At 43.9% G+C, this 25116-nt stretch carries 22 protein-coding genes and 2 tRNA genes; 7 read left to right on the plus strand and 17 right to left on the minus strand.

Going from position 1 to position 25116, the window contains the following annotated elements:
* The first annotated feature begins 123 nt into the window (after positions 1-123).
* Genes JHD44_RS07270 through JHD44_RS07285 form a run of 4 tightly spaced genes read left to right on the plus strand, consistent with a single transcriptional unit; the run spans position 124 to position 5321 of the window.
* A complete protein-coding gene (locus JHD44_RS07270) occupies positions 124-852 on the plus strand; it encodes a VWA domain-containing protein (RefSeq protein ID WP_233401879.1) in 729 nt (242 codons plus the stop codon).
* Complete coding sequence (locus JHD44_RS07275; RefSeq protein WP_199462105.1) at positions 849-2552, plus strand: vWA domain-containing protein; 1704 nt, start codon at positions 849-851, stop codon at positions 2550-2552. Before JHD44_RS07270 ends, JHD44_RS07275 begins: the two co-directional genes overlap by 4 nt.
* Positions 2546-4375, plus strand: coding sequence for a BatD family protein (locus tag JHD44_RS07280; RefSeq protein WP_199462106.1), 1830 nt, complete (start codon positions 2546-2548; stop codon positions 4373-4375). The genes JHD44_RS07275 and JHD44_RS07280 overlap by 7 nt, the downstream gene beginning before the upstream one ends.
* Positions 4376-4394: 19 nt before the next feature.
* The gene (locus JHD44_RS07285) at positions 4395-5321 is read left to right on the plus strand and encodes a Dyp-type peroxidase (protein WP_199462107.1); all 927 of its coding nucleotides are present in this window, start codon (positions 4395-4397) and stop codon (positions 5319-5321) included.
* Positions 5322-5379: 58 nt separating this feature from the next.
* On the opposite strand, the gene JHD44_RS07290 is transcribed toward JHD44_RS07285, so the two are convergent.
* From JHD44_RS07290 to JHD44_RS07325, 8 genes are all read right to left on the minus strand, one after another.
* A complete protein-coding gene (locus JHD44_RS07290; protein WP_199462108.1) occupies positions 5380-7209 on the minus strand; it encodes a SurA N-terminal domain-containing protein in 1830 nt (609 codons plus the stop codon).
* 76 nt (positions 7210-7285) lie between these two features.
* A tRNA-Asp gene (locus tag JHD44_RS07295) sits at positions 7286-7362 on the minus strand.
* A gap of 7 nt (positions 7363-7369) precedes the next feature.
* The gene (locus JHD44_RS07300) at positions 7370-7642 is read right to left on the minus strand and encodes an HU family DNA-binding protein (protein WP_067038717.1); all 273 of its coding nucleotides are present in this window, start codon (positions 7640-7642) and stop codon (positions 7370-7372) included.
* A 120-nt stretch (positions 7643-7762) separates the two neighbouring features.
* Positions 7763-10156, minus strand: coding sequence for an endopeptidase La (gene lon / locus JHD44_RS07305; RefSeq protein WP_199462109.1), 2394 nt, complete (start codon positions 10154-10156; stop codon positions 7763-7765).
* 183 nt (positions 10157-10339) lie between these two features.
* Positions 10340-11623, minus strand: a complete 1284-nt coding sequence (gene clpX, locus JHD44_RS07310) for an ATP-dependent Clp protease ATP-binding subunit ClpX (RefSeq protein ID WP_199462110.1) — start codon at positions 11621-11623, stop codon at positions 10340-10342.
* Between the two features lie 16 nt (positions 11624-11639).
* Positions 11640-12272: an ATP-dependent Clp endopeptidase proteolytic subunit ClpP gene (gene clpP / locus JHD44_RS07315; protein WP_133560189.1), complete on the minus strand. Its 633-nt coding sequence runs from the start codon at positions 12270-12272 to the stop codon at positions 11640-11642.
* Between the two features lie 72 nt (positions 12273-12344).
* The gene (gene tig / locus JHD44_RS07320; protein WP_199462111.1) at positions 12345-13679 is read right to left on the minus strand and encodes a trigger factor; all 1335 of its coding nucleotides are present in this window, start codon (positions 13677-13679) and stop codon (positions 12345-12347) included.
* Between the two features lie 108 nt (positions 13680-13787).
* A tRNA-Arg gene (locus JHD44_RS07325) sits at positions 13788-13864 on the minus strand.
* 359 nt (positions 13865-14223) lie between these two features.
* Here JHD44_RS07325 and JHD44_RS07330 point away from each other — a divergent pair.
* Positions 14224-15075, plus strand: a complete 852-nt coding sequence (locus JHD44_RS07330; protein ID WP_199462112.1) for a YihY family inner membrane protein — start codon at positions 14224-14226, stop codon at positions 15073-15075.
* A 33-nt stretch (positions 15076-15108) separates the two neighbouring features.
* On the plus strand, positions 15109-15657 hold the full coding sequence (locus tag JHD44_RS07335) for a hypoxanthine-guanine phosphoribosyltransferase (protein ID WP_199462113.1): 549 nt from the start codon (positions 15109-15111) through the stop codon (positions 15655-15657).
* 71 nt (positions 15658-15728) lie between these two features.
* Here the strand turns inward: JHD44_RS07335 and sthA are convergent, their stop codons facing one another.
* The 9 genes from sthA to JHD44_RS07380 form a co-directional block, all read right to left on the minus strand.
* On the minus strand, positions 15729-17123 hold the full coding sequence (gene sthA, locus JHD44_RS07340; RefSeq protein WP_133560193.1) for a Si-specific NAD(P)(+) transhydrogenase: 1395 nt from the start codon (positions 17121-17123) through the stop codon (positions 15729-15731).
* A gap of 18 nt (positions 17124-17141) precedes the next feature.
* Positions 17142-17375, minus strand: coding sequence for a (Na+)-NQR maturation NqrM (gene nqrM / locus JHD44_RS07345; protein WP_199462114.1), 234 nt, complete (start codon positions 17373-17375; stop codon positions 17142-17144).
* A gap of 17 nt (positions 17376-17392) precedes the next feature.
* Positions 17393-18409: an FAD:protein FMN transferase gene (locus JHD44_RS07350; protein ID WP_199462115.1), complete on the minus strand. Its 1017-nt coding sequence runs from the start codon at positions 18407-18409 to the stop codon at positions 17393-17395.
* A gap of 74 nt (positions 18410-18483) precedes the next feature.
* Complete coding sequence (gene nqrF, locus JHD44_RS07355) at positions 18484-19707, minus strand: NADH:ubiquinone reductase (Na(+)-transporting) subunit F (protein ID WP_199462116.1); 1224 nt, start codon at positions 19705-19707, stop codon at positions 18484-18486.
* A 42-nt stretch (positions 19708-19749) separates the two neighbouring features.
* Positions 19750-20358, minus strand: coding sequence for an NADH:ubiquinone reductase (Na(+)-transporting) subunit E (gene nqrE, locus JHD44_RS07360; RefSeq protein ID WP_133560197.1), 609 nt, complete (start codon positions 20356-20358; stop codon positions 19750-19752).
* Entirely contained in the window at positions 20359-21021 is a 663-nt protein-coding gene (locus JHD44_RS07365; RefSeq protein ID WP_199462117.1) for an NADH:ubiquinone reductase (Na(+)-transporting) subunit D, read from the minus strand. It lies immediately after the preceding gene.
* Between the two features lie 2 nt (positions 21022-21023).
* Positions 21024-21821: a Na(+)-translocating NADH-quinone reductase subunit C gene (locus JHD44_RS07370; protein WP_199462118.1), complete on the minus strand. Its 798-nt coding sequence runs from the start codon at positions 21819-21821 to the stop codon at positions 21024-21026.
* The gene (locus tag JHD44_RS07375) at positions 21814-23010 is read right to left on the minus strand and encodes an NADH:ubiquinone reductase (Na(+)-transporting) subunit B (RefSeq protein ID WP_133560200.1); all 1197 of its coding nucleotides are present in this window, start codon (positions 23008-23010) and stop codon (positions 21814-21816) included. Before JHD44_RS07375 ends, JHD44_RS07370 begins: the two co-directional genes overlap by 8 nt.
* A gap of 3 nt (positions 23011-23013) precedes the next feature.
* Positions 23014-24351, minus strand: coding sequence for a Na(+)-translocating NADH-quinone reductase subunit A (locus JHD44_RS07380; RefSeq protein ID WP_199462119.1), 1338 nt, complete (start codon positions 24349-24351; stop codon positions 23014-23016).
* A 399-nt stretch (positions 24352-24750) separates the two neighbouring features.
* Between JHD44_RS07380 and folX the strand changes: the two genes are divergently transcribed.
* Positions 24751-25116: a dihydroneopterin triphosphate 2'-epimerase gene (folX, locus tag JHD44_RS07385; RefSeq protein WP_199462120.1), complete on the plus strand. Its 366-nt coding sequence runs from the start codon at positions 24751-24753 to the stop codon at positions 25114-25116.

A 25116-nucleotide genomic window follows, 5' to 3' on the forward strand; every position in this document is an offset into this window, starting at 1 on the left:
CTAAGACAATTATCCATCAGTTTACTTTTGCTTTATTTAGCTTGGTGTATATTGATAGCGGGGTTAAGCAGGCCCACATGGCTTGGAGAGCCTAACTATATCCCACCAACAGGTCGCGACCTCATGGTGGCTTTAGATCTCTCTGGAAGCATGCAAATACCTGACATGACTCTTAACGAACAACCTGCGGATCGACTTAGCGCAGCAAAAGAAGTGCTATCACAATTCATTCAAGCACGAAAAGGTGACCGGTTAGGTATCATTGTTTTTGGTAGTAAAGCTTACCTCCTAGCGCCACTTAGCTTTGATCTTGCAACCATTAACCAACTTGTCCAAGAGAGTCAAATTGGATTTGCTGGCGAGCAAACCGCCATTGGTGAAGCCATTGGTTTGGGAATCAAACGGTTACAAGATATACCTGCAGAACAGAGAGTGCTCATTCTTATGACAGACGGTGCCAATACTGCCGGTAGAGTCAGCCCTCTTCAAGCCGCCAACTACGCAGCTAAACAAGGCGTTACTATTCATACAATTGGTATTGGTGCGGAGCAAATGGTTGTTCAAGGCTTCTTCGGACCAAAAGTGGTTAACCCATCTAGTGACTTAGATGAACCCCTATTAACGAATATTGCCGAATTGACTGGAGGGCAGTATTTCAGGGCTCGTAGCACACAAGAGCTAAAGATGATTTATCAGCTGATTGAACAGCTTGAGCCAACCCCCTCCGAAGATGTATTTCAACGCCCTCAGACCTCACTGTTCCATTGGTTAGGACTTGCCTCTTTGTTTACATTAGGGATGAGCCTATTGAGTAGTGGTCGTCTTACACTGGCAGGGAAGCAGTCATCATGACCCTGTTTGAGCTAGTACATTTTAATCGCCCAATTTGGCTACTTTTAGTACCAATACTATGGCTTAGCTACCTGTTACTCGGCTTTAAGCCTAAATCCTCTCAGCTAAAGCACAAGGTTGCCTCTCATCTGATTCCCTTTATAGTTGAAACACCTTCTTCTAAACGCTATTTCCACTGGCTTGGTTTAGTCTCTGCCAGCTTTTTTGTAATTGGCATTGCCGGCATTAGCTTTCAGAAAACTGAAACCGAACTGTATGTAGCGCAGCAAAAAACGGTCTTTATTTTTGATCAATCATTATCGATGTATGCAACCGACATTCGACCAAACCGCTTGACTAGGGCTAAGCAGATAGTGAGAGATATCCTCAACGCTGATCTCGAGGGCGATGTTGCTTTGGTTGCCTTTGCCGGAGATGCTTATACCATCAGTCCTTTTACTCAAGATAAGCAAACCTTAACTCACTTCCTTGTTGCTCTTGAGCCAATCATTATGCCGCTATACGGCAGTAATTTAAAATCTGCCATTGAACAATCCCAAACACTCATAAGGTCGGCAACACCCTCATCAGTAAATCATTTTATTATTTTAACTGATGACATTAACGATGCAGATCGCATGGCGTTACAGCGAGCCAGCGAACAAGGTATTAAAATAGACTTAATTGGTATTGGCACTGAAGAAGGTGGGACCATGCTGCTGCCCGATGGACAGCGACTAAAAAAAGACGGAATCGACGCGATCGCTACCGCTCCGTTGTCAAAAATCAAAAACGCATCGCAATACTCTAATAGTCATTTCTATTTGCATACACTTGAGCGAAGTGAGATTGAAAATATTGTAAAAAGCACTGCCCCAAGTAATGCAGAACGATCACAGATATCTGGCCAAACATGGCAAGATCAAGGACACCTTTTCGCTGTACCTTTTCTAATTTGGCTATTACTGCAGTTTCGTCAAGGTTGGTTCATTGGCTTGTTTATATTTGCCCTACAACATCCAGCAACGAGTCATGCATCCCCATTAGATTGGTTTAAAACGCCAGATCAAAATGGACAAACCGCATTCAATAAAGGCCAATGGGAAACCGCGGCTAACTACTTTCAACAACCTCAATGGAAAGCTGCAAGCCTTTACGCAGGACAACGCTATGAAGATTCTGCTAAAGCACTTGAAAACATAGCCAGCAGTGCAAGTGATTATTATAACCTAGGAAATGCATTAGCTTTGAGCCAAAAACTCGATGCAGCAATTACGGCCTACACAAAAGCATTAACACTCAAGCCCAACTTCAACGAAGCACAACAAAACCTAGACTATGTTAAGAAGGTTAAACAACAAAGTGAAAACAATAAGGCGCAAGACAATAGCCGTCAGCCTGATAGCAATAATTCCCAAAAGCAAGAGCCTCCTTCAGAAGCTCAAAACAGAACAAACCAAGAGCACACTAACAAAAATAAGCAAAAGCAAGACAACTCAATTCAAAAGCAGGATAATAAAACATCGACTCAAGCCAGCGATACAAATCAAGATATTGCAAACGAGCAAACTCAAAAAGAGCAACAACAAGCTCTTAATCAATGGCTTAGACAGATTCAAGACGACCCAGGTAACCTACTAAAGCGCAAGCTTTGGTATCTACATCAGGAAAGACGTCACGAGAACCGCTTTAATCAAGAAGAAGGGCAACAGCCATGGTAGCTAACCTTTACTTTCTACCAAGACCAATTATTACAGTATTATGTTTTCTCACAGCCCTTGCGTTCTCAAGTTTTTCTATCGCAGATCAAGTGACAGCAGCTCTTGATAAATCCATTATCAGTGAAAGCGAAGCCGTACAACTAACGATTCGTACTGACTTTGCAAACACAGCAAATGGACCTGACTTATCACCTTTAAAGCGCGATTTTGAGATAGTTAGTCGCACTCAAAATAGCCAATTCAGTTTTAATTTAGGTACCAACCAGGCCCTAAACTTCTGGGTAGTAACCTTAATGCCCAAAGCTGTTGGTAACTTCCAAATTCCACCTATAAAAGTAGGTGAACTTCAGTCAGAGCCGCTTTATTTGGAAGTTAAACCTGCAAAACAAATGACGGACAAGCTGGGAAATCCACTCGTCATGCTCAAGTTCAAAAGTGACATCACAGAACCTTACGTACAGCAGCAAGTTCTTGTTACGTTGGAGCTTTATACAGCTGTGCCACTACAAAGCGCAAACTTGACAACACCAAACCACCCTAGCCTCCTACTGGAACGACTATCAGATGATCAAATGCGCTACGAGGAAATTAATGGTACCTCTTACCAAGTGCTAACCAGAGAATATGTGGCCTTTCCTCAATTAAGCGGCCCAATTGAGTTAGTAAATCAAAGCGTAGAAGCGATGGTCAACACTCACACTGGCATTCATAAAGTAAGCATCAAAAGCACTCCAATTTCATTAAATGTATTATCTATTCCTGCCTCTTATGGCAACAGTAACTGGCTTCCAACGAATGCTGTAACAGCACGATCAGTATTATCAAACGGTGCAAGCAACCCGCGCATTGGTGACACATTATTCTGGGACATAGATATCACCGCTCAAGGTGTTTTAGGCGAACAACTGCCCGTTATCAGCTACCCAAGCAATCGCGCTTATAAGCTATACCCTGCTTCGCCTAATTACGAAACCAACAAAAATATTAATGGTGTGACAGGTCACGCATCGATGCGAATTGAAGTGGTACCAACTCAATCTGGTCCCTTGAAACTTCCTGACGTGCAAGTCACTTATTGGGACCCAATTACACGACAAACAAAAGTTGCAACAGCAAGCGCCGCAGTAGTGGACGTGGCCCCCCTACCAAATAACTCTAGTACAAATCAAAGCGACCCAACGAATCCGATTACGGATTCTGAGAGCACATTGAAACAAGAGATTCCGCCTCAAAGTACTTCGGTTGCCCCGATTTCTTTAGCCAAGTCCAAGCAGCCGAATTCGACTCAAGAAAAAAGTATTGAGAGCCCTGAGCCCGTCGAGGTAATCATTACGACACCAAATAACTCATCGCCCCATTGGATGGCTATTGCCGCAGGAATCATTATGCTAATCGGTGGAATTGGTCTTGGGCTTTGGATCATTTTAAAGCGTCGTAGCAGCTTCGTCGCAGATGCAGCAAGCAGCGTCCCAACTCTTCAAGAGTTCGCACCTTTGTCATCTGGAAATGAAGAGGCCGCTTATCAGCAGCTTATTAAAGGGTGTCGTCATAGTGACCTAAATACTTTACGCCTAAACTTGTTGGAATGGGCTCGACACCGTTGGGGAGATGATGCCATACGAAGCGTCGATGACATTAAGCGTTTGACCGACACACCGCATTTAACGCAATTATTAATGGAAGCAGAGTTAGTCATGTACTCCTCTTCCGCTTCTTCTTATTGGAATGGCGACGCTTTAGCTGACGCTCTTGAAGAATATGTAACAGGCCAAACAAAACCATCACAGGCCAGTCAACTAAAAACTCTATACCCTAATTTCTAGCCTAAGGAGCTCTTTAACTATGACGCAGGTACACCAAACAGGCATTACTGCTGAAGCGTCCAGTGATGCATCTTTCATTGCTCTCAATGCTGTAGTTGGACAAGAAAAAAACTTAAGAGAAGCTCTTGCTTCTTTCCCTAAGTTAATCGAAGCAATACAGTCACAATTCCCTGACGCAGAGCTTCATGCAGCAATTGGCTTCTCGATTCATAGTTTTGAGCGCATAACACAATGCAAAGCACCTAAGCAGCTTACTCAATTCCCTTCACTTAGTGGTCCGCTACTGAGCGTAAAGGATCAAGCATTTGATATGATGTGGCACATTCGCTCAAGCCGTCATGATGTGACGCACCAATTGGCCATGCAGTTATATAAAGCTGTTTCAGGTTACGTGACACTAGAGCAACAAGTAAATTGCTTTAAATATTTAGACAACCGAGATTTCACTGGGTTTGTAGACGGAACTGAGAACCCTCAAGGAGATGACAGAGATGTTGTTGCACTCGTTTCTGATGATGAGCCCCAGTATCAAGGTGGTTCATACTTTAACTATATGAAGTTTGTCCATGATCTTTCTAAATGGGAGCAACAGGATCTAAAAGTCCAAGAGGACACCTATGGCCGAACCAAATACGACAATGAAGAATATGCCGGCGCAGACAAATCACCACATGCTCATACCAAGCGGACGTCATTAAAAGATGAAAATGGAAAATCATTAGAACTGCTGCGTCAAAGCATGCCATTTGGGGACTTATCAGAGCAAGGGCTTATCTTTGCAAGCTATTCTAAAACCCCTGACATTTTTAACTTGATGCTTAAAAGCATGGTAGAGGGCGATGAAGAAGGCAATGTCGATCATCTTATGCAATACACATCCGCCTCATATGGCAGCGTATTTTATATGCCACCGATAAGTTTTTTTGATCAGCTCAAAAATAAATAAGACGGTATACAAAAAGACCACGCTATGCGTGGTCTTTTTTTCACTCAAGGAAACAAAACTAGTTTCTAACAATCTCTGCAGAGTTTGTTAGAAAGTTTTGCTGAGCTCGCAAGGCCATGGTTGTCAGCGTTTGTGACAAATAGTTTTCATAAATGTCTCTTTGAGACGCTTCAACCGTTTGATCGCCGAGTAAAACCTCGTTTAATCGAATCGCAACCACATCACCATTTGCAGCGGTCTCAACACCTGTAGAGGTTTTACCATCAACCGGATGAGGCAAACCGAAAGCTAGACTCGTCACTTCGTCTTGCCCACGCTCTGCTTGCATTACTGAAGACCAATCACCTTCTCCTGATGCTAACGACTGCTCCGCCAATTGATTTAATTTTTCTACTGCTTTCTCTTGAACAACAATAGAAGTAATCGCATCTTTCGCTTCATCAAAGGTTTGTTGAGCTTCAGCTTTATGATCATTAATATGAATCACCGCAACCTGTTCGTCACTTAATTCTATCAGATCACTGTTGTGACCGTCTTCCAAAACCGTTGGGCTGTATGCTGCGGCAATAATTGCTGGAGCAGAAGTAATATCATCTGAACCGCCGTCACGACCAAAGTAATCTGAAGTCAGAACAGCAACCCCATATTCTTTAGCAATAGCTGAAAGGTCATCGCTCGCATATGCTAGGTCCGTAATGGTTTCATGCTGATCCAGAAGCTTATCTTTTGCCTTTTCAGCAACCAAATCAGACATCAATTCGTCACGCATATCTGCAAGTGATGGTGCTTCTGTTTTACTGACACTTTTCAGCTCAATTAGATGATAACCAAATTCAGTTTTCACCTCTTCAACACTGCCCGGCTCCATAGAAAATAACGTATTTTCAAATGGCTCAACCATTATTCCGCGAGATACAAAACCTAAATCACCACCTGAATCTTTAGAACCTAAGTCATCAGAATACTTGGCAGCAAGATCTGCAAACGAATCACCACTATCCAATTTCGCCTTAATTTCAGCGATACGCGCTTGAGCTTCGTCTTCAGAGCGTGATGAAGTATCCACCAAGATGTGCGCTGCTTCACGCTCTTCTCCTTGGAAGCTCGCTACACGCGCTTGATAGGCTTCATTTAGTTCTGTATCAGAGACTTCGATTTGATCTTGAAGATCAGCTGTGGAGATCACAACATAATCAAGCTTCACTTGCTCTGGGGAAACAAAGCTTGTTTGATGATCGTCGTAATATGCTTGTAACGCCTCGTCATCGACTGTGACTTGCTCAGATGCATCCGCAAGAGAAAAACGGATGTAGTCGTAGCTACGCTTTTGATTTTGTAAAGCAACAATCTCATCGACTTGACTAGGCAGAACAAATTCTGATCCTGCTAGCGCATTTCGTGTCTGCTGAATTAGCACGTCTTGCTTAATACGTTCTTTAAACGCTAAAGGCGTAAAACCAAGAGAGCGAATAAAGTTTAAGTATTTGTTCTGATCAAATTGCCCATCTGTTTGGAATTGCTCAGCCTGTAATAGGTAAGCATCTACCTGCGCATCTGACACACCTAAATTTAACTGCTCTGCCTGATTCATCATAACAGTACGTTGAATCAGTTCATCCAATGCACGTCGCTGTAAAGCATTCTCTTCAAGCATTGATGGGTCTATCTGACTTCCCATCATTGAAATAAGCTGACGACGCTGAGTTTCAGCAGATTGCAATAGCTGCGTACGCGTTATTTCTTTGCCGTCTACCTCGGCAACCGTATCGGTCGATGTAAAGCTTTGCACTAATGCTTCAACGCCGAACAGAGCAAAAGTCACGATCACAACACCAATAATGACCTTAACGATAATGCCTTGTGACTTATCTCTAATATCCTGGAGCATCTTGCCTCCACCTTAAAAACTATTATCTGTAAACAAAAAAGGTGCATTCCGCTGGGAACACACCTCTTTGCTCTAATGGCGGAACGGACGGGACTCGAACCCGCGACCCCCTGCGTGACAGGCAGGTATTCTAACCAACTGAACTACCGCTCCAAATTCATTAGTTCACTGCGTCTTTAAGGCCTTTACCTGCTTTAAAGCTAGGTACCTTAGCAGCACTGATCTGGATTTCTTCGCCAGTTTGAGGATTACGACCAGTACGTGCCGCACGCTCTTTTACTGAAAAAGTACCAAAACCAACTAAAGTTACTTGGTCGCCTTTTGCTAGCGCTTCTTCGATTGCAGTCAAAGTCGCATCTAGTGCATTACTTGCAGCAGCTTTAGACAAGTCTGCGGACGTGGCAATAGCATCAATTAATTCTGATTTATTCACGTTCTACCCCTTCAGTATTATCGTGGTTCCTTAGATTTTTAATTCGACCAAAAGTAACGGTCGGATTTAGATGAGCATTTATACAAGCCTATCTTAGGCCCTGTCAACACAGGGTTTGGCCTAATGATGACTCACAGATTCTTGTTCATCAACAGTTTTTTCCTTTCCCGACACAGATTCTTCACTTTTTGGTGAAGGAACATACTCTAATGCCACATCTAACACCTCATCGATCCATTTTACAGGAATAATTTCAAGATCAGACTTAATGTTATCTGGAATTTCTTTCAGGTCTCGAGTGTTCTCCTGAGGAATAAGTACGGTTTTAATCCCACCACGGTGAGCCGCCAGAAGCTTCTCTTTTAAGCCACCGATAGGTAGAACCTCTCCACGTAGCGTAATCTCACCTGTCATGGCCACAGAGGCTTTCACAGGCACTTTAGCGAGTACGGAGACAATAGCAGTACACATTGCAATACCAGCACTTGGCCCATCTTTAGGTGTCGCACCTTCGGGAACGTGTAAATGAAGATCTATTTTCTCATGAAAATCTTCATCAATACCTAAACCAACCGCTCTGCTACGGACAACAGTTAATGCCGCTTGAATAGATTCCTGCATCACATCACCAAGTGAGCCCGTTTTCACATGACGGCCTTTACCTGGAACTCCAGCAGCTTCAATGGTCAGCAATTCGCCACCAACTGACGTCCAAGCAAGCCCCGTTACTTGTCCGATTTGGTTATTCTCTTCGGCTTTTCCGTAGCTAAATTTATGCACGCCACAGTATTCCTCTAAATTCTCAGAGGAAACTTTTACAGCATCTTTACTTTTCTTAAGCGCTTGCTCTTTCACAACACGACGGCAAACTTTGCTGATTTCACGCTCAAGACCACGGACACCCGCTTCTTTTGTGTAGTAGCGAATAATATCCATCAAAGCCTCATCAGAAACTTCAATTTCTGACGCTTTCAAGCCACTAAGCTTGACTTGCTTAGGTAACAAGTAACGCTTCGCAATGTTTAACTTTTCGTCTTCGGTGTAACCAGGAATACGAATAATCTCCATACGATCCACCAATGGGCCAGGAATATTCATACTGTTTGACGTACAAATAAACATCACATCCGAAAGATCGTAATCCACTTCTAGATAGTGATCACTGAACGTATGGTTTTGCTCTGGATCTAACACCTCGAGAAGTGCCGATGCTGGATCGCCTCGTTGATCCATACCCATTTTGTCAATTTCATCTAGCAGGAACAGTGGGTTCTTTACTTTAACTTTTGCAAGCTTTTGAAGCAGCTTACCAGGCATTGAACCGATGTAAGTACGGCGGTGACCACGAATCTCTGATTCATCACGAACGCCACCTAATGCCATGCGTACATATTTTCGGTTGACCGCACGTGCAATAGACTGCCCAAGCGATGTTTTACCCACACCCGGTGGCCCAACCAAGCAAAGGACAGGACCTTTCACCTTCTTCACACGCTGCTGAACAGCTAGAAACTCTAAAATACGATCTTTAACATCCTGAAGACCAAAATGATCTTCATTAAGCACTTTCTCGGCATACGCTAAATCATTACGTACTTTTGAGCGCTTTGACCAAGGCAATGAAACCAACCAATCGATATAACCACGAACCACCGTTGCTTCAGCAGACATAGGCGACATCATTTTTAGTTTCTTTAACTCAGCTTCTGCTTTTTCAGTCGCTTCAGGAGTCATTTTGGCTTCAGTGATTTTCTCTTGCAGCAAATCTAATTCATTACTGCCTTCATCCATATCACCTAGCTCTTTCTGAATCGCTTTCATTTGCTCATTCAGATAGTACTCACGCTGACTTTTCTCCATTTGTTTTTTAACGCGGCTACGAATATTCTTTTCAAGATGAGCAATATCTAATTCCCCATCCATAAGCCCCATTAAATGCTCACCACGCTCAATAAGTGAATTCAACTCCAGCGCACGTTGCTTATCCTCAAGCTTCAGGCTCATGTGACCAGCAATGGAGTCGATCAATTTAGACAAGTCATCAATAGACTTAAGCGACGTTACCACTTCACTTGGAATACGCTTACTACCGGCAACATATTCGTCAAGTTGTTTAATCAAAGCGTTACGGATCGCAGGATATTCCGACTCATCGTCCTGGGCTTCCGCCGCCTCTTCAATGGATGCAGAAACCCACTCATCCCCCTCCTCTAAGCTTTGAAGGGCTGCGCGGTATTGACCTTCAACTAAAACCTTAACAGTACCATCTGGCAGGCGTAATAATTGAATTACTTTTGCAACCGTACCGATTGTATATAAATCATCACGCTTGGGATCATCTTTAGAAGCATCTTGTTGCGCTACCAAAAATACTAATTTATCGCCATCCATAGCCGACTCTAGAGCAGCTATGGATTTTTTTCGCCCGACAAAAAGAGGCAGTACCATATGCGGATACACGACGACATCGCGCAAAGGGAGCATTGGTAAAAATTTAGAATCTGATTCAGACATAATTACTTCCAACTGAACATCAATGAACTCTGCAATGATGTGTGATTTAACTGGTATACAGTAGAGATAAGGTCAACGAACTTAAAATACAAGCATTTATAAGAAGGGAATTAAAAAGAAAAACTAAAGTTTTGAAGAGTATGTCGCTTGGGTGAGGCCACCCAAGCGAAGAACGGATTAAAACTAACCGTTAGATGCGTCTTTCTGCTCACTCTCTAAGACCATTAGAGGTGCAGAGTCACCACGAATCGACGATGCATCCATGACCACCTTAGCCACATCAGTACGGTTAGGTAGTTCAAACATACAATCTAGAAGGGAAGACTCAAGAATACTGCGTAGACCACGAGCTCCGGTCTTACGCTCTAGCGCCAGATGAGCCGCTTCGCGTAAAGACTCTTCGGTAAACTCAAGCTCAACACCTTCTAGCTCGAATAAATGCTGGTACTGTTTAGTCAACGCATTCTTAGGCTGGCTCAAAATCGTCATCAAGGCTTCTTCGTCAAGCTCTGAAAGTGTTGCCACAACAGGCAAACGACCAACGAACTCAGGAATCAAACCAAATTTCACTAAGTCTTCTGTTTCAACGTCATGAATAGATTCAGAGAAAGAACGATTCTCTTCTTTGCTCTTAACCGTTGCCTTAAAGCCGATACTACTTTTCTCTGTACGATCACTGATCACACGCTCAAGGCCAGCAAAAGCACCACCACAGATAAATAGAATGTTCGAAGTATCTACCTGAACAAACTCCTGCTGAGGATGCTTACGACCACCCTGTGGAGGAACGGATGCAACAGTACCTTCGATCAGCTTCAATAGCGCTTGCTGCACACCCTCACCGGATACGTCACGAGTGATAGACGGGTTATCCGATTTACGAGAAATCTTATCGATTTCATCAATGTAAACAATGCCACGTTGCGCTTTTTCGACATCGTAATCACAGTTTTGCAGAAGCTTTTGAATGATATTTTCAACATCCTCACCCACATAACCCGCTTCAGTCAGCGTTGTCGCATCTGCGATTGTAAATGGCACGTCCAGAACACGGGCAAGGGTCTGAGCCAATAGCGTTTTACCACTACCAGTAGGACCAATCAAAAGAATATTACTCTTACCAAGTTCAATATCTTTGTTTGCCAAACCTTGGTGACGCAAACGTTTATAATGGTTATAAACTGCAACCGCCAAGACCTTTTTGGCTCGATCTTGACCAATTACATAATCATCTAACGCTGTGGCAAGCTTTGAAGGTGTCGGCAACTCATCTTTTGCCTCAGTTTCACCCTCACCTTGCATCAATTCTTGCGTAATGATGTTGTTGCAAAGATCAACACACTCATTACAGATATATACCGAAGGGCCAGCAATTAGCTTCTTAACCTCATCCTGACTCTTTCCACAGAAAGAACAGTACAGCAAACGATCAGAATGCTCACCTCGGCTGTATTTATCATCAGACATTAAAGTCCACCCTTTTTTAAACTTCGCGTTTTTCTAAAATATCGTCAATTAGACCGTATTCTTTAGCCAACTGCGGGCTCATGAAATTATCACGATCTGTATCTTGAGCAACCTTCTCAATTGGTTGACCTGAGTGATGCGCAATGATTTCGTTCAAACGATGCTTGATACCCAGAATTTCGCGAGTGTGAATTTCGATATCAGAAGCCTGACCTTGATATCCACCTAAAGGCTGGTGAATCATGACGCGTGAATTAGGCAAACAGTAACGCTTACCTTCAGCGCCAGCCGTCAATAACAATGCACCCATACTTGCTGCTTGACCAATACACATCGTACTTACATCAGGCTTAATAAATTGCATAGTATCATAAATAGACATCCCTGCTGTCACAGAGCCGCCCGGTGAATTGATGTATAGATGGATATCCTTATCAGGGTTCTCTGATTCTAAGAATAACAATTGCGCCACAACAAGGTTGGCCATGTGATCTTCTACTTGCCCCACCAAGAAGATAACTCGCTCTTTAAGCAAACGAGAATAAATATCAAAAGAACGTTCGCCTCGAGCTGTCTGCTCAATAACCATAGGGACTAGGCCATTACTTGTAATCGCGACAGGACCAGTTGTAGGGGTCATTAAATTCATATTCTATTCCTTAAAACGAAAAGGCCGGTATAGCTTTCGCTATACCGGCCTCATTAGAATTATAAGCTATGCTTATGCTTCTTCAGTCTCTTCTGCCTCGGCAGCTTGAGCTTCTGGCTTGATAGCGTCTTCGTAACCTAGAGTTACTTCAGTAATTTGAGCGCTTTCTAGCAGTTTATCAACAACTTGCTCTTCAAGTACAGCAGATTGAACTTGAGCTAGCTGCTCTTTGTTATTTAAGTAGAAGTCAACTACTTGTTGTGGTTCTTGGTAAGCTTGCGCCATATCTTCCAAGAATGCACGTACACGATCATCTTCTACTTTAAGTTCGTTCTTCTGGATCACTTCAGAGATCAAAAGACCGATTTTAGCACGTTTAGTCGCTTCTTCACTGAATAGCTCAGCTGGAAGTTGTGAAGGATCAAAGCCTTCCATGTTACCGAACTGACGAGCTGCTTGTTGACGAAGACCGTTAACTTCCTGCTCAACCAAGGAAGCAGGAACTTCAACCGGGTTAAGTGCTACTAGTTGATCGAAAAGAGAGTTCTTCAGCTTAGTCTTAACAGCTTGACTTAACTCACGTTCCATATTTTTCTGAACTTCAGCACGTAGGCTAGCTAGATCAGCAGTTTCTAGACCAAATTTAGAAGCGAACTCGTCATTTAGCTCTGGAAGTACTTGTTCAGCAACTTCTTGCGCTGTGATTTTGAAGGTTGCTTCTTTGCCTGCTAGGTGCTCAGCTTGGTAGCTTTCAGGGAACGTTACAGTAATGGTACGCTCTTCACCAGCTTTGATACCAACAATGCCATCTTCGAAACCAGGAATCATTGAGTTAGAACCAAGAACAAGCTTGTGACCTTGTGCTGCGCCACCTTCAAATGCTTCTTCACCTAAGAAACCTTCGAAGTCGATCGTTACTTGATCGCCATCTTTTGCTTCACGCTCAACTGCAGACCACTCTGCATTTTGCTTGCGTAACGTTTCTAGCATTGTATCAACGTCTGCCTCTGTTACTTCAGAAACAACACGAGTCACTTCGATTTTAGAAGCGTCAGCAAGTTCAATCGTTGGGTAAACTTCAACTTTTGCAACAAATTCAAGATCAGAGCCTTCAGCGATATTCTTTGGCTCGATTGCAGGCATGCCAGCTGGGTTGATAGATTCAGCTTGGATTGCTTCAACGTAAGCGTCACGCATAACTTGCTCTAGCGCTTCCATACGGATGCTTTGACCGAAACGCTTTTTAACAACGCTAACTGGCACTTTACCTTTACGGAAACCATCGATACGTACTGTCTTAGCTGTTTTAGCTACTTCAGCGTTAACTTTATCATCAATACGTGCAGCAGGAACGCTAATAGTAAGAACGCGTTCGATTGGAGACGTTGTCTCTACAGAAACTTGCATAAAACTTCCTCTTGGGAACGTGCTTTATTTGTTGACGCCGCCGCGAAGAATCACGACTCACTGTTATAGTCCAGTCAACAAGACCAAAAATTTATTAGAGTAATGTAATGGCACGCCTGGAGGGATTCGAACCCCCGACCATCCCCTTAGAAGGGGGATGCTCTATCCAACTGAGCTACAGGCGCAAATACTACATCACAAATAGTGACGCGCTATTATAGGGAAGGAATATAAATCGTCAACTCAAACACACAAAAAATCAACGACATAAAAAAGCCCAGCATGGCTGGGCTAAAAGATAATATATGACTTTTCGTCACCAAGGAACCGAGAATATATCTAAGCTATACCCTAGTCACTCAACAGTACAAATATCACAAAAGGAACGAAGTGAATATTAGACTTCGCCACCTCTTTTTGCAACCAAAATGGTTCACTTTTATTAATCTTGCACTATACATGTGCACTTGACACATTTTATGCACATTAGATTGAAGACACGTTTATCGATACAATCAAATTAGTTCTCTTGAGGTAAAAATGAATGGAAACAAAAGCTGTCAAGAATATTGCCGCTCAGGGCTACCAACTACTAAAGCTGGTTTGGAATCGCGCTTTACGCTACCAAGTATCACTACGAGCAGCTCACTTAACACTGGCAACATTACTTGCCGCCGTTCCAATTATCACGATTGTTTTTGGCATTCTTCGTCTCACGCCCGCCATGGTAGCGATGCAAGACTCCCTCATTTCGTATGTTGAAGCTCATCTTGCCCCAGGTAGTAGCAGCACTGTTATTCCATATTTACTGTCTTTTTCAGAACAAACTAAAAATTTACCCGCAGCAGGGATCGCTACACTAATATTAACCGCCCTACTATTACTAAATAGTTTTGAAGGTTCCGTACAAGCCATCTGGCAAATTAAGCAACGCCGTAAAATTCGCGAAAGGCTACTTACTTACTGGGCAATACTCACCCTAGGACCGATCATGCTTGCAGTTGTTATGAGCCTATATGGAACCTTGCTGTCTTATCAATTGACAGGAGATTATATCCCTAGTTTCTTAGAAGGACTCTTTGAATTCAGCAGCTATTTAGTTTATTTTCTATTGCTGTTCACCATAAACTTCTTGACTCCAAACAACGAAGTTAAGGCAAAATTAACAGCCATTTCAGCCATGTTAGGCGCAGTAGCAATTGTTATTTTAAACTCCATTTTTGCCAACTTCGCGCAGTTTTTTGCAAGTTATCAGATTGTTTACGGCGCCTTTGCAGCCCTACCTGTCTTCCTAATATGGCTACAAGTCAGCTGGTTAATTATTTTGCTGAGCGTCAGCCTCAACGCAACTTTGCACAAACTAGATCGCCTTAAAGATCATTCTAAGTTAGAATGATCGGTCAAACTTTTCTATTACCTAAATAATCCTATGCATAATATCGACGAACTGAATTCCATTATGAGCGAGGCAGATTGCCTAATTTCTGAGGAAGAGCTAAATCACGCCCTAGACAAAATAGCAAAGCAAATCACTGATGACCTATCAGATAAACTTCCTTTGGTCATCTGCGTCATGAATGGCGGTTTATTACCCACTGGCGCACTTATGCAGCGTTTGCAATTCCCACTTGAGCTAGACTACGTCCACGCTAGTCGTTATGGAATGGAAACCTCTGGCAGCACCCTAAATTGGACTCGCTACCCACAAACGGACTTTAAAGGCCGAGACGTTCTTATCGTTGACGACATTTTTGATCAAGGGCACACCTTAGAGGCCATCATCAAATGGTTTGAAGAAAACGGCGCAAAAAACGTTTACTCCGCAACAGTTGTCAATAAGTTACATGATCGAAAAGTAGATATGCGCCCAGACTACAATGGGCTAGACGTAGAAGACCGCTTCTTGTTTGGCTACGGCATGGACTACCAAGGTTACTTCCGTAACTTGCAAGGCATTTACGCAGTGAAGGGTAAATAAGAAACTCGAAGGCGCATACGAGAAGCACAAAAAAAGGCGCATGGCGCCTTTTTTTGTGCTTTCACCCGCTCTTAAAACACACGGTTAAAACCGTTTAATGCCGCAACACGATAAGCTTCCGCCATCGTTGGGTAGTTAAACGTAGTATTTAAGAAATACTTCAAAGTATTCAACTCACCCGGCTGCTTCATGATTGCTTGACCGATGTGAACGATCTCTGATGCTTGGTCACCGAAACAGTGAATACCAAGGATCTCAAGCGTTTCACGATGGAACAGTAGCTTCAACATACCCACTGCTTCACCAGTAATCTGAGCACGAGCTGTATTCTTAAAGAATGCACGTCCAACTTCGTAAGGCACTTTTTCAGCCGTCAGTTCCGCCTCAGTTTTACCTACTGATGAGATTTCAGGGATAGTGTAGATGCCTGTTGGAACTTCTGAAATAAAGTGCCCACCTTCAAGCCCCAACATGTTAGCCGCAACAGAACGTCCTTGGTCATAGGCCGCACTCGCTAAGCTTGGCCAGCCAATCACATCACCCGCCGCATAGACATTCTCAACTGCAGTCTGATACGTATCATTCACAGCCAGCTGACCACGAGAGTTCGTCTCAAGACCAATATTTTCAAGACCAAGATTCTCAGTATTGCCTGAACGACCATTACAGAACAACAATGCATCAGCACGGATTTTCTTACCCGACGCCATCGTCATCACTACATCACGATCAGAACCTTCAACTTTCTCAAACGTCTCATTATGGCGAATTAAAATCCCACCATCACGTAAGTGATAGCTTAGTGCATCTGTGATTTCATCATCCAAGAAGCTCAATAGTTTCTTGCCTGGGTTAATCAGCTCAACTCTTACACCTAGGCCACAGAAGATCGAAGCATATTCACAACCGATAACGCCCGCACCGTAGATAATCAAAGAACGCGGAGTATGGCTAAGCGTTAAAATACTATCAGAGCAGTAAATACGAGGATTTGTGAAGTCGATGTTCGCAGGATGATATGGTCGTGAGCCTGTCGCGATCACAACTTTCTCAGCCACGAGCTCTTCAGGGCCTTTCTCGTAGGTGTTTACTTCAATAGTGTGCGCATCCTTAAAACGGCCACGACCAAAAAACACATCAATACGGTTTCTTGCATAGTACTCAGTACGACCTAGTACCTGCTTATCAATAACTTTGTTTGCATGCTCAAGGACTTTTGGAAAAGAGAACCAACGCGGTTCACCGATGTCTCGGAACATAGGGTTGGTATTGAAAGCAATAATCTCTTTAACCGCATGACGCAGTGCTTTCGACGGAATAGTACCTAAGTGAGTACAGCTACCGCCGACTCGCGGACTAGCTTCAATGACTGCAACTCGCTTACCCGCTTTAGCTGCATTCATCGCAGCCCCCTCCCCAGCGGGACCGGTACCTAGTACCACGACATCATAATGTCTAGTCGTCATAAGATTTTACTACCTCATCTATTTCGTTGCGTCATAAAACTGATCATCAGAGACCTTGGCTGCTTGTGCTTTCTTAGTTTCCTTTTCGCACTTCCCTTTATCACCGCCACAAATATCACAAGCCACTTCCATGCCCAGAGCGCTCATGCCGCCACAGGAACCAGAAATAGGCTTACGCCCCATCAGAACACCCACTGCCATGGCTACTACCAAAGCAAGCATTAATACAAAAGCTAATACAATCGTTGTCATAATTACCTCGATGCAGCTTAATTAGAAAGATACGGTTCAAACGCGTCGGAATACTGTTCCGCGAAACCAAAGTCTTCTTTTACTAACATGTACGCTGCAATGTTGTTGTCTTGAGCAAACTTTAAGCCCGCCTCTGGACCTAGAACCGTTATCGCTGTCGCTAAGCCATCCGCGCGGGTAGCATTGGAATCAACTACGGTTACAGACACCAAGCGATGCGTAATCGGTTTACCAGTTGTAGGATCAATCGTGTGCGAATAACGCACACCATTCTTTTCAAAATAGTTTCGATAGTCACCAGACGTCGCAATCGCAATATCGTTTGCCTCGATAACACGCTGAGCAACATTATGACCACCCGCAGGGCTTTCCACCCCTACCAACCAAGCACTACCGTCAAGCTTAGTACCAGAAACAGACAATTCGCCACCCACTTCAACAAGATAGTTTTGAATTCCCGCATTTCTAAGCACTCGTGCAACTTCGTCTACCCCATAACCTTTAGCAATGGAAGATAGGTCAATATAGACATTACGAGTCTTGGTTAATTCATTACCCTCTAAATCAACGTAACGATATCCGACACTTTCTTTGGCCGCTTGTATTTCTTCATCACTTGGAACCTGATCTTTATGCTTACCCGGACCGAATCCCCAAAGATTAACCAGTGGCCCGACGGTTACATCATATTTACCAGATGTCATGTCACTGATTTTAAGCGCCTCACCCACTACATAGACCATATCATCAGAAACAGTGACTGTTGAACCAGCTGACTGTTTGTTAAACAGAGATAATTCTGAGCTTGGGTCATAGGTAGACATCAGTTTATTTACATGTACCAAGGCATCATCAACCAATGTTTTTAGATCTTCTCGGGACGGACTATCAGCTGTCGTAGTGTATTTAACGGTATACGTCGTTCCCATTGTTGGGCCTGAAAAGCTTTCCAACTCTGGAGAAAAAGAAACAACTTTAAAAAGAATGGTGACAAGAACAATGGCCACTAAAGCCATTAGAAATTTGTTTTTCATAGAGACCTAATGTCCTAACAGGGAAAGAAAAACAAAGACCCACCAGTTACGGTGGGTCTGTGTTTTACTCAGTGCTAGCCACCAAAGTCATCAAGAAGAATGTTTTCCTTCTCAACGCCTAAGTCTTCTAGCATCTTGATAACAGACGCGTTCATCATTGGAGGTCCACACATGTAGAACTCACAATCTTCTGGCGCTGGGTGATCTTTCAGATAGTTTTCATACAACACGTTGTGAATGAAACCTGTCTTACCTTCCCAGTTATCTTCTGGCTGTGGATCAGATAGCGCTAGGTGCCACACGAAGTTATCGTTTTCTTCTTGCAGCATGTCGTACTCTTCTGTGTAGAAAGCTTCACGCAAACTACGCGCACCGTACCAGAAAGACATCTTACGAGTAGAGTTCAAACGCTTAAGCTGGTCAAAGATATGAGAACGCATAGGCGCCATACCTGCACCACCACCGATGAATACCATCTCAGCATCCGTATCCTTAGCGAAGAACTCACCAAACGGACCGTATACTTTAATCTTATCACCTGGCTTCAAGCTGAATACGTAAGAAGACATTTGACCTGGTGGCACATCGTCTTTACCTGGTGGCGGTGAAGCGATACGAATGTTGAACTTAACAACACCTTTCTCTTCTGGGTAGTTCGCCATTGAGTAAGCACGAATAATGGTCTCATCAACCTTAGAAACAAATTTCCATAGGTTAAAGTGGTCCCAATCACCACGGTACTCTTCTTGAATTTCAAAGTCTTTGTAGTTAACCGTATGTGGTGGCGCTTCAAGCTGCACATAACCACCAGCACGGAAATCTACGTTTTCACCTTCCGGTAGACGCAACGTCAACTCTTTAATGAAGGTTGCAACGTTCGGGTTAGACTCAACAGTACATTCCCAAGCTTTTACGCCGAATACCTCTTCAGGTACTTCAACGTCCATGTCTTGCTTAACAGCAACCTGACATGAAAGACGGTAACCTTCTTTTTCTTCACGGCGGGTAAAGTGTGACTGCTCAGTAGACAGCATTGAGCCACCACCCGATGTCACTTTACATTTACACTGGGCACAAGTACCACCACCGCCACATGCAGACGATAGGAAAATACCACTATTAGCTAGGGTTTGTAGAAGCTTACCACCGGCTGGTGCTGTCACTTCCTTTTCCCCGTTAATTCGGATTGTCACGTCACCACTGCTAACTAAGCGAGCACGGGCGAACAAAATGATCGCCACTAGCGCTAGTACGATAGCGGTAAACATCACAACACCTAGAATGATTTCTAAGTTCATGCTAGTTAAACCTTATTCTTGGTTGTCCCAACAGTGCAGCGATTAAAGCTGCACACCAGAAAATGACATGAAGCCCAAGCTCATCAAACCTACAGTGATGAACGTGATACCCAAACCACGTAGACCCGCAGGTACGTCAGAGTATTTTAGCTTCTCACGGATACCGGCCAGAGCTGCAATCGCAAGCGCCCAACCAATACCAGCACCCACACCGTAAACCAAACTTTCAGAGAAGTTGTAGTCACGCTCTACCATGAATAGAGAGGCACCCATGATGGCACAGTTTACAGTGATCAGAGGAAGGAACACGCCCAGTGCGTTGTACAACGCAGGCATGTACTTATCCAATGTCATTTCCAAAATTTGTACGATCGCCGCAATAACACCGATGTAACTCAATAGACCCAAGAAACTAAGGTCAACGTTTGGCAGGCCAGCCCAATCCAACGCACCTTCAGCAAGAAGGTTTTGGTAAAGCAAGTTGTTCACAGGAACCGTTACCGCCAATACGATAACTACCGCAATACCAAGGCCAATCGCTGTCTCTACCTTCTTAGATAGTGCCAAGAACGTACACATACCTAGGAAGAAAGCCAACGCCATGTTTTCTACGAAAACCGCCTTAATGAAAAGACTAATTAGGTGTTCCATTTATAGGGCCTCCTGAGAACGAGAGTTTTTAGCAATAGTAAACTCTGGCTCTTCAACCTGCTCTTTCTTGTATGCACGTAGCGCCCAGATAACTAGACCGATTACGAAGAAAGCACTTGGCGGAAGAAGCATCAAACCATTTGGCTGGTACCAACCACCGTTTTGTACTGTTTCCAGAACAGGAACACCAAATAGTTTACCCGCGCCTAATAGTTCACGGAAGAAACCTACAATGATCAGCATTGCACTGTAACCTAGACCGTTACCGATACCGTCAAGGAAACTCATTGCTGGACCATTTTTCATCGCGTACGCTTCGGCACGACCCATTACGATACAGTTCGTAATGATCAGACCAACGAATACCGAAAGCTGCTTACTGATTTCGAAAGCAAATGCTTTTAGCACTTGGTCTACCACAATTACCAACGAAGCAATGATGATCATCTGTACGATGATACGAATGCTGTTAGGAATGTGTGAGCGGATCACCGCGATGAACAAGTTAGAAAATGCTGTTACAAGCGTCAGTGCAATGGACATAACCAAACTAACACTTAAGCTACTTGTAACCGCTAACGCAGAACAGATACCAAGGATCTGAAGCGCGATCGGGTTATTTGAAAGAATCGGCCCAAAGAGGACTTTTTTCACATCAGACATGCTTACACTCCCTCACTACGCAGCTTGGCAAGGAAAGGACCGAAGCCATCTTCACCCAACCAGTATTGAACTAGGTTCGTTACACCACGGCTTGTCAACGTTGCACCAGAAAGACCATCTACTTTATGAGACGCTTGTGGATCGTTAGGATCAACAGCACCTTTCGCTAAGGCAATTACAGCATCGCCTTGCTCATTGTAAACTTCTTTACCTTCCCACAATGCTTTCCAAGCTGGGTTATCTACTTCACCACCTAGTCCAGGTGTTTCAGCTTGCTGGTAGAAACCAAAACCAACCACTGTAGAGAAATCACCTTCAAGCGCCATGAAACCGTACATTGTTGACCATAGGCCGTAACCATGAACAGGCAAGATGATACGCGCATCTGCGTTTTCGTCTTTCACAACATAAACTGTTGCGAAGTTAGCACGACGCTTGATGCTTGCAGGATCCTGGTCACCGCTCAAAGAAACAGACAGCGCAGGGTCTTTAGCGGCAGCTTGTTGGTTGTAAGCATCAACCGTCACACCTGCTTGCGCAAGTTCTTCTTCTGTTGCGAAACGACCTTCAGATACATTTACTAGACGCTTTTCAACGTTAGCAAACACCTCGTCGATATTTTCACCTGGCTGAAGCATTTGTGCAGCGGCCAAGATATTGCGCTTACGGTCAAGGTCACGGTTTTCTTGCTGAATTGGTTTTAGACCAACCGCCGCACCCGCAACGAAAATTGAACACACCAAACACAGTGCAACCGCAACAATGATGGTTTTTGAAATGCTATCGTTACTGCTAGCCATTGCGAGCGATCCTCCGTTTGATGTTTGCTTGCACTACGAAGTGGTCAATGAACGGAGCAAACAAGTTAGCGAACAAGATCGCCAACATCATACCCTCTGGGTATGCTGGGTTAACCACACGAATCATCACAACCATGACACCAATTAGTGCACCGTAGAACCACTTGCCGCGGTTAGTCATAGACGCAGACACTGGGTCAGTCGCCATGTACATCATACCGAAAGCGAAACCACCGATAACAAGGTGCCAGTACCAAGGTGTTGCAAACATAGCGTTAGTGTCAGAACCAATTGCATTAAATAGCAAAGAGGTAGCCACCATACCAAGCATCACACCAGCTACGATACGCCAAGCAGCAATCTTCATAATTAGTAGTGCACCACCACCAATTAGGATCGCAAGAGTAGACGTTTCACCCATAGAACCTTGGATAACACCGAAGAATGCATCAGACCAAGCAACAGAAACAGCTTCTACACCGCCCGCTGCCATCTGGCTTAACGCTGTCGCACCAGAGTAACCATCCACTGCAGTCCAAACCGCATCACCAGACATAGATGCTGGGTAAGCGAAGAATAGGAATGCACGACCAGCAAGCGCTGGGTTAAGGAAGTTTTTACCTGTACCACCAAATACTTCTTTACCTAGTACCACACCGAAAGTGATACCTAGCGCAACCTGCCACAATGGGATCGTTGCTGGAAGCGTTAGAGCAAACAGGATAGAAGTAACGAAGAAACCTTCGTTTACCTCGTGCTTACGCACAGCAGCGAACAACACTTCCCAGAAACCACCCACAACGAACGTTGTTAGATAGACTGGCAAGAAGTACATCGCGCCATAAATCATGTTGTCCCAAATACTGTCCACATTGTATGCAGTTAACGCACCAATGATACCTTGACGCCAAGTATCAGCAGGCGCTGCACCCATTGCGTCAAGCGCAGTATTCGCTTGGAAACCAATGTTGTACATGCCAAAGAACATGGCAGGGAATGTACACATCCACACCAAGATCATGACACGTTTCATATCAACCGCATCACGAACGTGAGAACCACCTTTAGTTACGTGGCTTGGGCGATAGAAAATCGTATCAACCGCTTCGTACAATGCGTACCATTTTTCGTATTTTCCGCCTGAGTGAAACTCTGGCTCCATTTTATCTAGAATAGTTCTAAGACCCATGGATTAACCCTCTTTCTCAATCGTTGTGAGACAGTCTCGTAGAATCGGGCCGTATTCGAACTTACCAGAACAAGCGTAAGTCATTAACGCTAGATCTTCTTCGTCAAGTTCAAGAGCACCCAATTTCTGCGCCTGCTCAGTGTCGCCTACTACCAAAGCGCGCAATAATTGAGTTGGAAGAATATCCAACGGCATCAAACGCTCAAAGTTGCCAAGAGGCAGCATAGTACGATCACTACCATTCGTCGTGGTGGTCATATTGAACGTTGACTTACCTGTAAGCTTAGAGATAAACACGTTCAATACAGAGTGTTTCTCAAAGCCGGCACGTAAGTAATGTACCATTTGACGCTCACGACCTTCTGCAAGCACTACAACTTGAGAGTGGTATCGACCAAGGAAAGCGTATGGGCCAGTCGCTTTGCGACCAGACAACACAGAACCTGATATAATACGATTATCGCCTTCAAGTAGTTCACCAGCCAATAGCTGAGTTAGATCGGCACCCAACACAGTGCGTAGTAGTCGAGGCTTAGACACTTGTGGTCCACCAATCGATACAACACGTGTTACATCTAATACACCGTTAACAAACAGCTCACCAATCGCTACTACATCTTGGTAGTTGATTGACCAAACCGTTTTCTTATCGCTAACAGGGTCTAGGAAATGGATATGCGTACCCGCTAAACCAGCAGGGTGCTTGCCCGCGAACTCTTCGACAACAACATCAGATGTTGTTGGAATGCTGCTTTCAGGAGCCTTACAAAGGAACACCTTACCTTCAGTCAAACGAGTCAACACGGTTAAACCATCTGCAAACGCTTCAGCCTTATCAGCTAATACCACTGCAGGATCAGCAGCCAGCGGATTTGTGTCGATAGCGGTTACAAAGATTGAGTGCGGTACTGAATCAACTTCAGGAACCTTAGAGAAAGGACGAGTGCGGAGTGCAGTCCAAAGACCAGACTCAACAAGGTTTTCAACAACCTTTTCACGCTCAAGAGATTTCAACTCAGAACCAGAGTATTTGGCAAACTCAACTGCTTCATCGCCTTCAACTGTAATCACTACAGATTGAAGCATGCGACGCTCACCACGATTTATCGCAGTAACAGTACCTGAGGCTGGGGCGGTATACTTTACACCTTCTGTCTTTTTATCCGTAAAGATAACCTGCCCTTTTTTGACCTTGTCACCTTCCGCAACCAACATGGTCGGTTTCATACCATGATAGTCAGGTCCGATGACCGCCACCGATTTTGCTACAGGAGCATCCTCAATCACCTGATTGGGGGCACCACTGATCGGTAGATCTAGGCCTTTCGTAATTTTATACATATGTTCTGCCCAACAAAAATTGAACACCAAAGCGCACTTACGTTACTGAGCCAAATCCCCTCCGGGAAAGCATTTTGACCCTCACACCAGAAATGGTAGTTTTATAACGTAATATCACTTCACCGAAAAAACCGCTGTATTATAGAGATCATTACCATCGTTTACTACTCTTCGACACTCCCTTTACCCACATTGACGAGACAAAAACTTCGAAATAACAACTATAAACGCCATTTATTTTAGTATCTGCGACAGATTTTTTTGTTTTTTTCTTACATCATTAGTGAAGACTGAATTTGCTATTTTTTCCCTTGATGTTCCTACATACAAGGTTGCGGCAACGAGGCTTACGCGCCAGAATACGGACTAAACACGAATCACGTATTAAGGAAGCAGGTTATGTCTCAAGCTGTTGCTCAAATTCGTATTAAGAATTTACGCCTTCGAACGTATATTGGTTTTAACGAAGAAGAAAAGAAGAACCGCCAAGACATTGTCGTGAATGCGCTGATCGAGTATCCGGCTCAGAATGCTTGCCAAACGGATGACGTGGCCAATGCTGTGAACTATAAAACCATCTGTAAAGCGATGATCGCCCACGTTGAAACGAATCGATTCTTACTTTTAGAAAGCTTAACTGAGCAACTTTTGGACATCTGCCTCAAACCAGACCAAGTGACCTTTGCAGATGTCGAAGTCGATAAACCTCACGCTCTTCGCTTCGCAGATTCTGTATCCTTCCGTTTAGCCAAACACAAATCATAA

This window comes from Marinomonas ostreistagni (assembly GCF_016461785.1).
GTDB classification, from domain to species: Bacteria; Pseudomonadota; Gammaproteobacteria; order Pseudomonadales; family Marinomonadaceae; genus Marinomonas; species Marinomonas ostreistagni_A.

What these genes read in the sequence shown, in the direction of transcription:
- JHD44_RS07270 (WP_233401879.1), top strand. Translation starts at nt 124, where the DNA reads ATGGTGGCTTTAGATCTCTCTGGAAGCATGCAAATACCTGACATGACT.
- JHD44_RS07275 (WP_199462105.1), top strand. Translation starts at nt 849, where the DNA reads ATGACCCTGTTTGAGCTAGTACATTTTAATCGCCCAATTTGGCTACTT.
- JHD44_RS07280 (WP_199462106.1), top strand. Translation starts at nt 2,546, where the DNA reads ATGGTAGCTAACCTTTACTTTCTACCAAGACCAATTATTACAGTATTA.
- JHD44_RS07285 (WP_199462107.1), top strand. Translation starts at nt 4,395, where the DNA reads ATGACGCAGGTACACCAAACAGGCATTACTGCTGAAGCGTCCAGTGAT.
- JHD44_RS07290 (WP_199462108.1), bottom strand. Translation starts at nt 7,209, where the DNA reads ATGCTCCAGGATATTAGAGATAAGTCACAAGGCATTATCGTTAAGGTC.
- lon (WP_199462109.1), bottom strand. Translation starts at nt 10,156, where the DNA reads ATGTCTGAATCAGATTCTAAATTTTTACCAATGCTCCCTTTGCGCGAT.
- clpX (WP_199462110.1), bottom strand. Translation starts at nt 11,623, where the DNA reads ATGTCTGATGATAAATACAGCCGAGGTGAGCATTCTGATCGTTTGCTG.
- clpP (WP_133560189.1), bottom strand. Translation starts at nt 12,272, where the DNA reads ATGAATTTAATGACCCCTACAACTGGTCCTGTCGCGATTACAAGTAAT.
- tig (WP_199462111.1), bottom strand. Translation starts at nt 13,679, where the DNA reads ATGCAAGTTTCTGTAGAGACAACGTCTCCAATCGAACGCGTTCTTACT.
- JHD44_RS07330 (WP_199462112.1), top strand. Translation starts at nt 14,224, where the DNA reads ATGGAAACAAAAGCTGTCAAGAATATTGCCGCTCAGGGCTACCAACTA.
- JHD44_RS07335 (WP_199462113.1), top strand. Translation starts at nt 15,109, where the DNA reads ATGCATAATATCGACGAACTGAATTCCATTATGAGCGAGGCAGATTGC.
- sthA (WP_133560193.1), bottom strand. Translation starts at nt 17,123, where the DNA reads ATGACGACTAGACATTATGATGTCGTGGTACTAGGTACCGGTCCCGCT.
- nqrM (WP_199462114.1), bottom strand. Translation starts at nt 17,375, where the DNA reads ATGACAACGATTGTATTAGCTTTTGTATTAATGCTTGCTTTGGTAGTA.
- JHD44_RS07350 (WP_199462115.1), bottom strand. Translation starts at nt 18,409, where the DNA reads ATGAAAAACAAATTTCTAATGGCTTTAGTGGCCATTGTTCTTGTCACC.
- nqrF (WP_199462116.1), bottom strand. Translation starts at nt 19,707, where the DNA reads ATGAACTTAGAAATCATTCTAGGTGTTGTGATGTTTACCGCTATCGTA.
- nqrE (WP_133560197.1), bottom strand. Translation starts at nt 20,358, where the DNA reads ATGGAACACCTAATTAGTCTTTTCATTAAGGCGGTTTTCGTAGAAAAC.
- JHD44_RS07365 (WP_199462117.1), bottom strand. Translation starts at nt 21,021, where the DNA reads ATGTCTGATGTGAAAAAAGTCCTCTTTGGGCCGATTCTTTCAAATAAC.
- JHD44_RS07370 (WP_199462118.1), bottom strand. Translation starts at nt 21,821, where the DNA reads ATGGCTAGCAGTAACGATAGCATTTCAAAAACCATCATTGTTGCGGTT.
- JHD44_RS07375 (WP_133560200.1), bottom strand. Translation starts at nt 23,010, where the DNA reads ATGGGTCTTAGAACTATTCTAGATAAAATGGAGCCAGAGTTTCACTCA.
- JHD44_RS07380 (WP_199462119.1), bottom strand. Translation starts at nt 24,351, where the DNA reads ATGTATAAAATTACGAAAGGCCTAGATCTACCGATCAGTGGTGCCCCC.
- folX (WP_199462120.1), top strand. Translation starts at nt 24,751, where the DNA reads ATGTCTCAAGCTGTTGCTCAAATTCGTATTAAGAATTTACGCCTTCGA.